The following is a 12,916-nucleotide window of genomic DNA, read 5'->3' as shown; positions in this document are numbered from 1 at the left end:
TATGCTCCCTTACTCATGTAATCCGCACTCAGTCTTTGCTGTCCCTGACCATCTTCCAGAACGCAAATCATCAGCAGTAAATGCCGGCTGTGTACAAGGTGCACACCCGATGCTTGGATATCCTTGGTCATGCAGCGGATTATAAGTAAGATCCTCTCTAGACGCATATCTCCATATGTCCTTCCACGTCCAGTGGATGAGCGGACATACTTTGACTGATTGGAATTTTTCATCCTTATTTAAGAAGTTCGTACCTGCTCGTTTAGGCGACTGCTCTCTTCTTAAACCCGACAGCCATGCCGGATAGCCAGATAGTGCCTCTTGCAATGGAATGACCTTTCTCATATGGCAGCAGCTTTGAGGATTCGTTTCCCATAATTTATCACCATGCTGCTCATTCTGCTCTTCCACCGTCAGCTCAGGTGTTTTCAGCACGATGTCTAAACCAGGATATCTTTCCTTCACTGCATCAATGGTGTCGTATGTTTCCTTGAAATGCAGACCTGTATCTAAAAAGACAATTCTTGCATCTTTTTTTACTTTCGCAATAAGATCGATCAGGACAATGCCCTCAATGCCAAAACTGCATGCATAAACGAGCTGATCACCATAGTGGCCGTACGCCCATTTCAGCACAGATAGGGCTCCTTTATACAAATCGTCCTCTTGAAATGTAATGGACGGCTCTTGCCAATTTTCATAAGTTAACATTGTTTCTCCCCTTCCGGAGTACTGCTTCTATTGCTATTCTCCGCACTACTTTAATCTGATTTTTTCATTTTTTTCCACTTGAATCACTTGACCGTCCTGAACGATCAACGTAATTGAACCGAATTTCATATCCCCAATCAGCTCTTGCATATGCTTCACTAAGTCCTCATCCTGGTTTTGTTTCAGTTCCATCTCCTCTTCCTCCTCACCGTTAAAATAAAAAAACTTTCTTTCAGTCCGAAAGAAAGATGAGGAAGCTCACGATTTCCTTATCTTTCAAAATAGAATCATTTTGCAGGAAGTAGCACCTTGCAAATCGCAGGTTGCCGGGCTTCATCGGGCCAGTCCCTCCACCTCTCTGGATAAGAGTTTTAATTTGTATTAAATATTAACACAATTCAAACAAAAGTCAACCCGACTTTATTGATAGGATTAGTTTTTATTTAAATTTGAGTCTATTTTACTATTTTTAACCAAATAAAAAACTGTGCAGCGCAGCACAGCTTTTTTTAAAACAAAACAAGCTTTTTAGACCGTTTCTTCCATCCAAGATTCAGACGAAGGATCCTGTCTCCAGCGTTTTAGTTTATTCATAGCAGAAGACTCGATTGCTTTTAGCTCAAGTGCCACTTCTGTCAGTGTGTCATAGTCTGTCAGCGTGACATAGGGAATGTTTTTCTCTTGAAAAGCCGCAGTTGCTTTTGGCAGTCCATAAGTGAAGATCGCAACAACTCCGAGTACGTCACAGCCTTCTTCTTCTAGAGCCGCTACAACTTCAAGAACGCTGCCTCCAGTTGAGATGAGGTCTTCTACGACAACCACCTTTTGTCCAGGTGATACGGCTCCTTCAATTTGATTTCCTTTTCCGTGTGCTTTTGGTTTACTTCTTACATAACACATCGGTACGTTCAGACGATCAGCTGCTAATGCCGCATGAGGAATGCCAGCTGTAGCTGTACCTGCGACAACTTCCGCTCCTTCAAAATGAGTGAGAATCAAGTCTTTTAAACCTTCCGCAATGTCCCCTCTGACCTCAGGATAAGACAAGGTGAGGCGATTGTCACAGTAAATCGGTGATTTGATACCGCTCGCCCATGTAAATGGTTCGTCTGGTTTTAAAGAGACAGCTTTGATTTGTAATAAATGCTTCGCGATTTTCGTTTTCATCCGGCAATCACTCCCACTCTTTCAAAATTTGTTGATAAGCTTCCACTGGGTTTGTGGCTTTTGTGATCGATCTTCCCACAACAATCTGTGAAACACCCTGCTCTTTGGCAAAGGCAGGTGTCGCCACACGCTTTTGGTCATCCGTTTGATCATTTGGTAAGCGAATTCCTGGCGTCACAGTGAGAAAGGAAGGAGAGATTTGTTCATGAAGCTGTTTTGATTCATGAACAGAGCACACCACACCATCAAGTCCACTTTCATATGCCAATTGTCCATAATGAAGCACAGCCTCTTGCAATGGGCGGTCAATTAGTAATTCTTTTTTCATCATATCTTCTGACGTGCTTGTCAGCTGGGTCACTGCAATAATGCTTGGGCGATTTTGCCCGGCAAGGGTTCCGCTTTCAAGCCCCTCTACGGCCGCCTGCATCATTCTTTTCCCGCCGGCTGCATGCACATTCACCAAATCAACACCAAGTGCAGCAAGTCTGTTCATCGCTTTTTGCACAGTTGTTGGAATGTCATGAAGCTTCAGATCAAGGAAAATACGGCAATTTTTTTCTTTCAGTGCGTCAATAATGGCAGGACCTTCTTGGTAAAACAGCTCCATGCCGACCTTTACGAATAATGGAGTGCCTTCAAAACGATCTATAAAGGCGTGCGCCTCCTGTCCTGATGGAAAATCAAGCGCGATGATGGGCAAGTGCTTCATGTTTCCAGCTCCTTCCGATGCATTCCTCTACAGATGAATACCCATAAGCCGCTAACACATTCGGCAGTTCATCAATGATTTCCGGGCAAATAAATGGGTTCACAAAATTGGCTGTCCCAACAGCTACCGCACTTGCGCCAGCTAGTAAAAATTCAAGTACATCTTCAGCGCTTTGCACCCCGCCCATCCCAATAATCGGAATAGAAACGGCCTGACTGACCTCATGCACCATTCGGATGGCAACAGGTTTTACAGCAGGACCTGATAATCCGCCTGTTTTATTGGCAAGAATGGGTTTGCCTGTTTTTAAATCTAAACGCATCCCAATTAAGGTATTGATCATGGTGAGTCCATCCGCTCCAGCCGATTCAATCGCTTTAGCAATCTCAACGATATTGGCTACATTAGGTGACAGTTTCACATAAACAGGAACGGAGGAAACTTCCTTAACAGCTTTTGTCAATGTAGCCGCCATTTCTGGATCGGTCCCAAAGGCAATTCCGCCTGTTTTCACATTCGGACACGAGATATTCAGTTCAAGGGCGTGAACATTGCTTGCTTGACTAATTTGCTTTGCTACTTCAACATAATCATCAACTTGTGATCCAGCAACATTGGCAATAATAGGGGTATCGAACTGCTCAAGCCAAGGTAATTCATGTTCAAGCACGCCTTTTAGACCTGGATTTTGGAGACCAATCGCATTCAGCATACCGGCTCCTGTCTCAGCTACCCTCGGTGTCGGGTTGCCAAATCTCGGTTCAAGGGTCGTGGCTTTAATCATGATGCCGCCCAGCAAGGAAAGGTCATATAATGATGCGAATTCTTTTCCAAATCCAAAACAGCCTGATGCAGGAATGATTGGATTTTTTAAAGATAAGCCGGGTAATTCGATGTTTAGCATGATAGCGCCACCTCCTCCGCTTTAAAAACAGGTCCATCCAGACAAACTTTAACGTACGGTTTCTCGTGCTGATCGGTATGACAGACACAAGCAAAGCATGCACCGATTCCACAGCCCATTCGTTCTTCCATTGAAATATAGACAGGCTTATCGGGATAAGAGTCTTTTAGTGCTTTTAACATAGGTGTCGGTCCACAGGAAAGCAAGACATCAAAGTCCAGCTCATTCTCTTCAATGACATTTGTCACGAAACCTTTCGAGCCATATGTTCCATCAACGGTTGCGATAAATGTATCTCCGAGCGCTTGAAACATCTCCTCATAAAATACATCCTTTTTCGATTGAAAACCGAGAACATGTTTTACGATGACGCCTTTTTTCGTTAACCGCTTAGACAGTTCATATAACGGAGGCACACCGATTCCTCCACCGACTAATAATGCGGTCTGTCCGGCCTGAACGACTGAAGGGTCATAGCCGTTTCCAAGCGGTCCTAACACATCGACTGACTCTCCCGCCCGCTTTTGGGAAAGGAGCTTTGTGCCCTCTCCCTCTGCGCGGTAAATGATGGTTGCTTCTTGCTTTTCGGCATGAATGTTGGCAATACTGATCGGTCTTCTCAGCAGCGGTGTCATGGATTCACTGACCTTTATATGAAGAAACTGTCCAGCTGTTTGAAAGGATTCAACAAGATCACCTTTTAATGTCATTTCGTAAATATGATCAGCGATCTCTCGGTTTGAGACGACCGTCAAGTATGCTTTTTTCATATCGTTACTGTCACCTCAGCATTCGTTTTCACTTCTGGCATTTCATCTGCTCTAAATGTCATGCTCTCTAGCACTCTTAAAATCGCTTCCGCTGTATCTAGTGACGTTAAGCAAGCGACACCATTTTCAACAGATTCACGTCTAATTCTAAAGCCGTCTCTTGCCGGCTGTTTTCCTTTTGTTAAGGTGTTGATGACAAATTGGGCTTCACCATTTCGAATGACATCCAGCAGATTCTTTCCTTCTTCTCCTATTTTGCCGACAACACTTGATGGAATAGAGGCTTGTTTTAAGTAATTCGCTGTTCCTTCTGTTGCTAAAATATGATAGCCGATGGAATGGAATCTTCTTGCAATCTCAAGTCCTTCTTCTTTATCTTTATCAGCCACTGTCAGGAGAACCGTTCCGTCTTTTGGAATTTGAATGCCTGATGCAATCAACCCTTTATAGAGGGCTTTTTCGATTGTGACATCTTTCCCCATGACTTCACCTGTTGATTTCATTTCAGGCCCTAGTGTAATATCTACTCTTCTTAGTTTTGCAAAAGAGAAGACTGGAACTTTCACATATACGCCTTCTTGCTCAACATGAAGCCCTTCTTGGTAGCCATAGTTTTTCAGTTTTTCTCCTAAAATAACCTTTGTAGCTAAGTTCGCCATTGGAATGCCTGTAATTTTACTTAAGAATGGGACAGTCCGGCTTGAGCGCGGATTCACTTCAAGTACGTACACTTCTCCTTTTGATAGAACAAATTGAATGTTCAAAAGCCCAATGATGTTAAGGCCTTTTGCGAGTTTAATCGTGTATTCTGCAATCTTCGCTTTGATGTCCTCTGACAAAGTTTGCGGCGGGTAGACCGCAATGGAGTCTCCAGAGTGAACTCCGGCTCTTTCAATGTGTTCCATAATGCCTGGTATGACAACCGTTTCTCCGTCAGACACAGCATCTACTTCAATTTCTTTTCCTGTCAAATACTTGTCAATGAGCACTGGGTGCTGCGGATTGACTTTCACCGCATTCTCCATGTAGTGAAGGAGCTCAGCTTCTTGATACACAATTTCCATTGCACGGCCGCCTAATACATAGGAAGGACGGACAAGCACGGGGTAACCGATTTGATTCGCAATTGCTACTGCCTCTGGCACAGACGTTGCTGTCTTACCTTTTGGCTGCGGCACGCCGAGAGTTTCTAATGTTTGTTCAAACTTGTCACGGTTTTCCGCGCGATCAAGGTCTTCAAGCGATGTTCCAAGTATCTTAACCCCTCTATTTGATAATTCATCTGCTAAGTTAATCGCTGTTTGTCCGCCAAACTGAACGACGACACCTTCTGGTTGTTCAAGGTCGATGATGTGCATCACATCTTCTACAGTGAGTGGTTCAAAGTAGAGCTTATCTGAAATACTAAAGTCTGTTGAGACGGTTTCAGGGTTGTTGTTAATAATAATGGCTTCATAGCCTGCTTGTTTGATTGCCCACACTGAATGAACGGTCGCATAATCAAATTCAACCCCTTGTCCGATTCTGATTGGACCTGAGCCTAGCACGATGACACTTTTCTTATCTGTTCGTTCGGATTCATTTTCATCTTCATATGTGCTGTAGAAATACGGTGTTTCTGATTCAAATTCTGCCGCACATGTGTCCACCATCTTATACACAGGAACGATGCCTGCTTCTGTTCTTAGGTTATAGACATCTGCCTCATTCATATTCCATTCGCGGCTAATATAAATATCTGAGAAACCTTTTTCTTTCGCTTCTTTTAAAACGTCTACATTGCCTTTGTTTTCTTTTAGTGTCTTTTCAAATGCGATGATGCCTTTCAGCTTATGAAGGAAGAAATAATCAATTTTCGAGAATTCATGAATCTGTTCGACGGTATAGCCTCTTCTTAGCGCCTCAGCGATATAAAACAGACGCTCATCTCCTGCTTTGATAATCCGCTTTTCGAGCACTTCGTTCGTAATGTCCGCTTCGTCTTTTAATTCAATGTGATGCACATCCGCTTCAAGTGAACGAACAGCCTTTAAAAGAGACTCTTCTAATGTACGGCCGATCGCCATGACCTCACCCGTTGCTTTCATTTGTGTTCCAAGTCGTCTGTTGGCAGATTCAAATTTATCGAACGGCCAGCGCGGGATTTTTGAAACGATATAGTCGAGTGCTGGTTCGAACGCTGCATATGTTTTACCTGTGACTGGGTTCATCATTTCATCAAGTGTTAGGCCAACTGCGATTTTCGCTGCAAGTTTTGCAATCGGATATCCAGTTGCTTTAGACGCAAGAGCAGAAGAACGGCTCACGCGCGGGTTTACTTCGATAATATAGTATTGGAAGCTGTCTGGATCAATCGCCAGCTGTACGTTACATCCGCCTTCAATGCCAAGTGCACGGATCAGCTTGAGTGACACATTACGAAGCAGCTGATATTCACGATCACTTAGCGTTTGACTTGGTGCCACAACGATACTGTCACCTGTGTGGATGCCGACAGGATCAAAGTTTTCCATGTTACAAACCACAATGGCATGATCTCCGCTGTCACGCATGACCTCATATTCAATTTCTTTAAAGCCTGCGATACTTTTTTCAAGCAAGCATTGTGTCACCGGACTTAACTTCAGTCCATTCTCGACGATTTCTTTTAATTCTTGCTCATTTGTACAAATTCCGCCGCCTGTTCCGCCTAGTGTATAGGCTGGTCTAACAATGACCGGGAAACCGATTTGATCTGTGAATGCCATCGCTTCTTCAAGGTTATGGATGATTTCACTTTCTGGTACAGGTTCATTTAATTCATTCATTAGATTACGGAATAAATCTCTGTCCTCTGCTTTTTGAATAGCTGACAGCTTGGTGCCTAGTACTTCAACACCGCATTCAGCGAGTACACCAAGATCTGATAACTCAACAGCAAGGTTCAATCCAGTTTGTCCGCCAAGTGTCGGCAGAATCGCATCAGGACGTTCTTTTCGAATGATTCGTGTTAAAAATTCTGGTGTCAGTGGTTCGATGTATACCTTATCGGCCATTTCTGTATCTGTCATGATCGTCGCCGGGTTAGAGTTCACAAGAACGACTTCATAGCCCTCTTCTTTTAGCGCTAAGCAAGCCTGTGTGCCTGCATAGTCAAACTCCGCTGCCTGACCGATGATGATTGGACCTGAACCGATCACTAAAATCTTTTTGATATCTACGCGTTTTGGCATACTTCTTCCCCTTCTTTCTCAGTTGTATGAATCATGTCCATGAACTCGTCGAATAAGTAGTTCGCATCTTCTGGACCCGGTGATGCTTCTGGGTGATACTGGACAGTGAATGCTGGTGCTTCTTTATGTTTTAATCCTTCAATGGTATTGTCATTTAGCGCAATATGTGTGACTTCAAGCACGTCTTCATTAATGGCGCTAACCGTGTAACCGTGGTTTTGAGACGTCAAGGTTACCTTGCCAGTTGCTAGTTCTTTGACTGGATGATTGGATCCTCTATGCCCAAATTTCATTTTTTCTGTACTTGCGCCGCACGCAAGCGCGAATAACTGGTGTCCCAGGCAGATACCAAAGAGTGGTACCTTTCCAATCAGCTGCTGAATCATTTCAACTGCTTCTGGCACATCGACTGGATCCCCAGGTCCGTTTGAAAGCATGATGCCATCTGGTTTTAACTGTAATACTTCATCTGCCGTGATATTGTATGGCACCACAATGACATCACAATCTCGCTTATTGAGCTCGCGCAAAATGCCGTGCTTCATGCCGAAATCGACAAGCACAATTCTTTTGCCTCTTCCTGGGCTTGGATACGCATTTTTCACAGATACTTGGCTTACTTGATCTGTTGGTAGCTGCATCGTTTGAAGGCGGCTTACAACGTCTTCTACTTGTTCATCCGGTCCTGCAAAAGCTCCTCTTAATGTACCTGCACTTCGGATCATGCGCGTGAGCTTGCGTGTATCAATGCCGCTAAGACCCGGGATATTTTTCATTTTTAAATACTCATCAAGTGAGTATGAAGAGCGCCAGTTTGAAGGCTTTTCACAAAGCTCTTTCACGATCAGCCCTTTCACAAACGGTGTGATCGATTCAAAATCATCACGGTTAATGCCGTAGTTGCCGATCAGCGGGTAAGTGAGTGTGACAATTTGTCCGCAGTACGACGGGTCAGACAAAATCTCTTGATAGCCTGTCATCCCTGTGTTAAAGACGACTTCTCCGACTGACGGTTCTAAGCTGCCAAAGCCTGTTCCTTCGAATACTGTTCCGTTTTCTAGCACTAAGCGTCTCTTCATTTTACTAGTCTCCCCTCTTCATAAACGACTTTCCCAGATGCAAGTGTCATGACCGGCCATCCTGATACAGTCAATTTGTCAAACGGTGTATTTTGTCCTTTAGATAAGAAGCTTTTTTTGTCAATTGCCATTTCTTTGTTTAAATCAATCAGTGTGATATCAGCGATTTGACCTTCTTCCAGCTTTCCGTATGGAAGAGCAAAGGCTTCTGCTGGTTTGATGGTCATATAATCAACAAGTTCTTTTAATGTCCATTCCCCTGTTTTCACAAAACGTGTGTACAGAAGCGGGAACGCTGTTTCAAGTCCGACAATCCCAAAAGGTGCTCTCTGCATCGTTTCGTTCTTTTCTTCTTCTGTATGCGGTGCATGGTCTGTGGCGATAAAATCAATCGTGCCATCTAAGAGTCCCTCGATCAGTGCCTCGCGATCTTCTGCTCCTCTGAGCGGCGGATTCATTTTATAGTTTGTGTCAAGACCTGGGATGTCTGTATCACATAAGAGCAGGTGATGCGGAGAGACCTCAGCCGTCACACGAATGCCTGCTTTTTTTGCATCGCGTACCACTCGGACGGATTCCTTTGTACTGATATGACATACATGATAATGACAATTCGCTGCTTCTGCTAAGAGGACATCTCTTGCAATATGCACCGATTCACAAATTGACGGTATCCCGTTTAACCCATTTGCTTTTGAAAAGTCTCCTTCATGAACGCATCCTCCATAAATGAGTGAGTTATCTTCACAGTGCGCCACTATGGCTTGATCAAGGCTTGCTGCCTTTTTCATTGCTTCGTACATCATGCCTGCGGTTTGAATACCTACACCGTCATCCGTAAAGGCAAAAGCGCCCGCTTCTTTTAACGCTGCAAAGTCTGTCATCTCTTCGCCAATTTGTCTCGTCGTGATGGAAGCGTATGGCAGTACTCTTACAGAGGAGGTCTCTTTGATTCGATTCATCAGCCATTCCATTTGTTCTTTTGTATCTGGAACTGGCCGTGTATTCGGCATCGCTGCAATGGTCGTATACCCGCCTCTTGCTGCTGCCTTAGAACCTGTTTCAATGGTTTCTTTTTTCTCACCGCCTGGCTCTCTTAAATGCACATGCAGATCAATCAAACCTGGTGATACAAATAGCCCTGCTGCATCAATGACTTCTTCTCCGTCTTCTCTTTCTAAGTGACCCATTGCTTGAATCACTTTTCCTTCTACCCTAATATCCTGCTGCACTCTTTCCCCTGTGCTTGATAAGATAAAACCGTTTTTAATGAGATATGACATAGACAGAATCTCTCCCTTTTTGATGTAGTCTGCTATTTTGAAAAGCCCTTTTTAACACAGCCATTCGGATATACACACCATTTTCCATTTGTTTAAAAATCCTTGACTGTTTTGACTCTACTAATGAATCATCTATTTCAACACCTCTATTTACTGGTGCTGGATGCATAATAATCGCTCTTTCTTTCATTTTGCTTGCCCTGTCTACTGTTAATCCATAAGTCGATAAGTAACCCTCATTGCCCATCTTTTCTGAGTGTCTTTCATGCTGAATTCTCAGCAGCATCACCACGTCAGACCGCTTCATGGCTTCGTCCACTTCGACATACGTTCCATGAGGGTTTTGTTCATCTTGGAAAGAAGCTGGTCCTGAAAAGAGCACTGTCGCTCCTAGTCTTGCGAGGACTTCAGCATTGGACCTTGCCACCCTGCTATGTTTGATATCACCATGAATCGAGATGGTTAAGCCTTCAAAACCGCCAAACTCTTCGAAGATCGTCATCAAATCCAGCAATGATTGGGTAGGGTGCTGACCGCAGCCATCTCCAGCATTAATGATTGGAATCCCGACCTTCCCAATCAGCTCTTTGTAATATTCGTCTGTACTGTCTCTGATGACACATGCCTTGACTCCGATGGATTCAAGTGTTTTCACTGTATCGTAAAGGGTCTCTCCCTTTTGAACAGAGGTACTTGCTGCGTCTAGGTTCAGCACATTCATTCCAAGTTTCTTCTCTGCCACCTCAAAGCTAAAACGCGTTCTTGTACTTGGTTCAAAGAAGAGGTTCGCTACAAATTCACCTGCTAAACCATGTTCCTGTTTCCCTTTTTTCAATGCACATGCTTCTTCAATCAGCTGTAAAATTTCTTCCTTTGACAAGCTGCTCATTGTCGATAAATCATTCATTTTTTCTGCCCCCTCTAGTTTTTCATCACTTTCAGGTTCAAAAAAACCCTAAGCCTCGGCAGCTTAGGGTTCTCCAAAAGAAGCAGGGGTGCTTTCGCACGTTCTGCTCCGTTTAGAACCCTTGTCAGCCTCACTGGACTTCTTTTAAAAGGTTTTCGGTATTCGATTCATTTGACTCATCATCTTCTGCCTTTTGATGCGGCAGAATCAGGTTTAGCAGGACGCCAGTAATAGCAGCGAGTGCCATTCCTGACAGCGTCAGATTGATTTGTTTCACCTCAATGAATGCCCCGCCAATACCAATGACTAAGATGACTGATGCGATAATGAGATTGCGCTTTTCTTCAAAATTCACTTTATGATCAATCAGGATTCGCAGTCCGCTTGAAGCTATGATTCCAAAGAGCAGGAACGAAACGCCTCCCATAACCGCGGACGGTACTGTACTGATTAATGCTGAAATTTTCCCAACAAAGCCGAAGCAGATCGCAAACACCGCTGCTCCGCCGATGACGAAGATACTGAACACTCTTGTGATGGCAAGGACGCCAATGTTTTCTCCATAAGTCGTTGTTGGAGGTCCGCCAATGAGTGATGCAAAGATCGTCGCTGCACTGTCTCCTAAAATGGAGCGGTGAAGACCTGGTTTTTTAATAAAATCCTGCCCGACCACCTTGCTTAACACGACTTGATGGCCGATGTGCTCAGACATGGTCACAAAGGCAACCGGCACCATCACTGTGAGAATGCTTAAGGTCACAGCGGGTGTATAGTCGACAAATGGTACAACAAAGTCTGGAACAGCAAACCATTTTGCAGCAATGACCGGCTGGAAGTTCACAATGCCTTGTGTTAAGGCAAAGAGGTAGCCGCTAATAATGCCGATTAAGACTGGAATCAAGCTAAGGAATCCTCTTAGGAAGATCATACTAATAATGGTGACAGCGAGCGTGAAGCCTGCAACCATTAAATGCTTCAGGCTGTAAACAAGCTCCTTTGCATTTGGATCGACGTACATCGCCATGTTAACAGCTGTTCCAGCGAGTCCGAGTCCGATAACCATAATGACGGGTCCTACAACGACAGGAGGCAGAAGCTTCATTAGCCAGCCTGTGCCGAGCCATTTGATAAATAATGCGATGAGTGCATAAGCCACACCCGCCATAAAGGCACCTACCATTGCAGCTCCAGGGCCGCCAGTGGCTTTTACATTCACTATGGGGGCGATAAAAGCAAAGGACGATCCAAGATACGCCGGAATCTGCCCTCTTGTGATGATTAAATACACAATGGTTCCAACCCCGCTTGATATGAGCGCGACGGCTGGGCTCATATCAATGATCTTTGGTACAAGAATGGTTGCACCAAACATCGCAAACAAGTGCTGCAGGCTGAGTGACAGCCATGTGAACGGTTTTGGGATATCTCGAATGCCTAAATTGGCTTTTTGCTGACTCATGATTTTCCTCCTAGATGTGTCCTTTTTCATTAAAAAGCCTCTTTGCGAGTATGCGCAAAGAGGCCTAGAAAAACCGTACACGTCACTTTAGCCGTGTGCTCGGTGTCTCTTGTTAATGCCCTCTTTGCAAACTCTCTGGAATGCATTTAAAAAGGTTATTTTTCATATATAGCGACAAGGTCGTTTTGATCTACTTCATTGAGCTGAACCATGACTGTCTCTGCTTTTGATGTCGGGATGTTTTTCCCGATATAATCCGCTCGAATCGGCAGCTCCCGGTGTCCCCGGTCGACTAGAACAGCTAGCTGAATGGAAGATGGTCTTCCTACATCCACAAGCGCATCCATAGCCGCTCTGACGGTTCTACCTGTGAACAAAACATCATCTACGACAATCAGTGTTTTGTCATTAATGTCAGCTGGGATGTCTGCACCCTTGACAAGCGGGTCTTGGTTCTCTGTCTTTTTTGTCAGGTCATCACGGTATAGCGTAATATCAAGTTCACCCACAGTCACTGGGTTTCCTTCAATTTGCTCGATGCGCTCTGCAAGGCGCTTTGCAAGATGAATGCCTCTTGTCTTGATCCCGGCTAGGATGACATCCTTCATCCCTTTGTTGCGCTCAATCATTTCATGTGCAATACGGGTAAGCGCTCGTCTTATCGCTTGTTCATCAAGAATGACTGCTTTTTGTTCCATCTTTTACACCTCTT

The 12,916-nt window shown here is 44.3% G+C and carries 12 protein-coding genes and 1 riboswitch; all 12 genes read right to left on the bottom strand.

The features are described from left to right. Positions 1 to 9 precede the first annotated feature (9 nt). The 12 genes from MHB38_RS07965 to pyrR all read right to left on the bottom strand — a co-directional run bounded on the left by MHB38_RS07965 (position 10) and on the right by pyrR (position 12,902). Positions 10 to 711: a phosphoadenylyl-sulfate reductase gene (locus MHB38_RS07965; protein ID WP_008344917.1), complete on the bottom strand. Its 702-nt coding sequence runs from the start codon at positions 709 to 711 to the stop codon at positions 10 to 12. Positions 712 to 756: 45 nt separating this feature from the next. After that, the gene (locus MHB38_RS07960) at positions 757 to 903 is read right to left on the bottom strand and encodes a YezD family protein (protein ID WP_008344920.1); all 147 of its coding nucleotides are present in this window, start codon (positions 901 to 903) and stop codon (positions 757 to 759) included. A 74-nt stretch (positions 904 to 977) separates the two neighbouring features. After that, a riboswitch (SAM riboswitch) is annotated at positions 978 to 1,080 on the bottom strand. 159 nt (positions 1,081 to 1,239) lie between these two features. Then, on the bottom strand, positions 1,240 to 1,878 hold the full coding sequence (gene pyrE / locus MHB38_RS07955; RefSeq protein WP_017367212.1) for an orotate phosphoribosyltransferase: 639 nt from the start codon (positions 1,876 to 1,878) through the stop codon (positions 1,240 to 1,242). Positions 1,879 to 1,885: 7 nt separating this feature from the next. Then, entirely contained in the window at positions 1,886 to 2,590 is a 705-nt protein-coding gene (gene pyrF, locus MHB38_RS07950) for an orotidine-5'-phosphate decarboxylase (RefSeq protein WP_017359347.1), read from the bottom strand. Beyond that, positions 2,562 to 3,494 (bottom strand): dihydroorotate dehydrogenase, encoded by a 933-nt coding sequence (locus tag MHB38_RS07945; protein ID WP_017359348.1) that lies wholly within the window; start codon positions 3,492 to 3,494, stop codon positions 2,562 to 2,564. Before MHB38_RS07945 ends, pyrF begins: the two co-directional genes overlap by 29 nt. Continuing rightward, positions 3,488 to 4,264 (bottom strand): dihydroorotate dehydrogenase electron transfer subunit, encoded by a 777-nt coding sequence (locus MHB38_RS07940; RefSeq protein ID WP_008344928.1) that lies wholly within the window; start codon positions 4,262 to 4,264, stop codon positions 3,488 to 3,490. Before MHB38_RS07940 ends, MHB38_RS07945 begins: the two co-directional genes overlap by 7 nt. Then, positions 4,261 to 7,476, bottom strand: a complete 3,216-nt coding sequence (carB, locus tag MHB38_RS07935) for a carbamoyl-phosphate synthase (glutamine-hydrolyzing) large subunit (RefSeq protein ID WP_060832317.1) — start codon at positions 7,474 to 7,476, stop codon at positions 4,261 to 4,263. Before carB ends, MHB38_RS07940 begins: the two co-directional genes overlap by 4 nt. Further along, positions 7,461 to 8,555: a carbamoyl phosphate synthase small subunit gene (locus MHB38_RS07930; RefSeq protein WP_019743288.1), complete on the bottom strand. Its 1,095-nt coding sequence runs from the start codon at positions 8,553 to 8,555 to the stop codon at positions 7,461 to 7,463. Before MHB38_RS07930 ends, carB begins: the two co-directional genes overlap by 16 nt. Beyond that, a complete protein-coding gene (locus tag MHB38_RS07925) occupies positions 8,552 to 9,838 on the bottom strand; it encodes a dihydroorotase (RefSeq protein WP_017367207.1) in 1,287 nt (428 codons plus the stop codon). The genes MHB38_RS07930 and MHB38_RS07925 overlap by 4 nt, the downstream gene beginning before the upstream one ends. Beyond that, positions 9,822 to 10,745, bottom strand: coding sequence for an aspartate carbamoyltransferase catalytic subunit (locus MHB38_RS07920; protein ID WP_017367206.1), 924 nt, complete (start codon positions 10,743 to 10,745; stop codon positions 9,822 to 9,824). The genes MHB38_RS07925 and MHB38_RS07920 overlap by 17 nt, the downstream gene beginning before the upstream one ends. Positions 10,746 to 10,875: 130 nt before the next feature. Beyond that, positions 10,876 to 12,204 (bottom strand): uracil-xanthine permease family protein, encoded by a 1,329-nt coding sequence (locus MHB38_RS07915; RefSeq protein WP_017367205.1) that lies wholly within the window; start codon positions 12,202 to 12,204, stop codon positions 10,876 to 10,878. 155 nt (positions 12,205 to 12,359) lie between these two features. Then, positions 12,360 to 12,902 (bottom strand): bifunctional pyr operon transcriptional regulator/uracil phosphoribosyltransferase PyrR, encoded by a 543-nt coding sequence (gene pyrR, locus MHB38_RS07910; RefSeq protein ID WP_007499718.1) that lies wholly within the window; start codon positions 12,900 to 12,902, stop codon positions 12,360 to 12,362. Positions 12,903 to 12,916: the final 14 nt, after the last annotated feature.

Source organism: Bacillus sp. FSL K6-3176, assembly GCF_038003325.1.
Taxonomy (GTDB): Bacteria; Bacillota; Bacilli; order Bacillales; family Bacillaceae; genus Bacillus; species Bacillus altitudinis.
The sequence above is the reverse complement of the archived record's forward strand: the minus strand, read 5'-3'. Positions and strand labels throughout refer to the sequence as shown.

Excerpts from the sequence above, each read along its gene's own strand:
- pyrE (WP_017367212.1), bottom strand. The coding sequence starts at position 1,878 with ATGAAAACGAAAATCGCGAAGCATTTATTACAAATCAAAGCTGTCTCT.
- MHB38_RS07940 (WP_008344928.1), bottom strand. The coding sequence starts at position 4,264 with ATGAAAAAAGCATACTTGACGGTCGTCTCAAACCGAGAGATCGCTGAT.
- carB (WP_060832317.1), bottom strand. The coding sequence starts at position 7,476 with ATGCCAAAACGCGTAGATATCAAAAAGATTTTAGTGATCGGTTCAGGT.
- MHB38_RS07965 (WP_008344917.1), bottom strand. The coding sequence starts at position 711 with ATGTTAACTTATGAAAATTGGCAAGAGCCGTCCATTACATTTCAAGAG.
- MHB38_RS07945 (WP_017359348.1), bottom strand. The coding sequence starts at position 3,494 with ATGCTAAACATCGAATTACCCGGCTTATCTTTAAAAAATCCAATCATT.
- MHB38_RS07915 (WP_017367205.1), bottom strand. The coding sequence starts at position 12,204 with ATGAGTCAGCAAAAAGCCAATTTAGGCATTCGAGATATCCCAAAACCG.
- pyrF (WP_017359347.1), bottom strand. The coding sequence starts at position 2,590 with ATGAAGCACTTGCCCATCATCGCGCTTGATTTTCCATCAGGACAGGAG.
- MHB38_RS07960 (WP_008344920.1), bottom strand. The coding sequence starts at position 903 with ATGGAACTGAAACAAAACCAGGATGAGGACTTAGTGAAGCATATGCAA.
- MHB38_RS07925 (WP_017367207.1), bottom strand. The coding sequence starts at position 9,838 with ATGTCATATCTCATTAAAAACGGTTTTATCTTATCAAGCACAGGGGAA.
- MHB38_RS07930 (WP_019743288.1), bottom strand. The coding sequence starts at position 8,555 with ATGAAGAGACGCTTAGTGCTAGAAAACGGAACAGTATTCGAAGGAACA.
- pyrR (WP_007499718.1), bottom strand. The coding sequence starts at position 12,902 with ATGGAACAAAAAGCAGTCATTCTTGATGAACAAGCGATAAGACGAGCG.
- MHB38_RS07920 (WP_017367206.1), bottom strand. The coding sequence starts at position 10,745 with ATGAATGATTTATCGACAATGAGCAGCTTGTCAAAGGAAGAAATTTTA.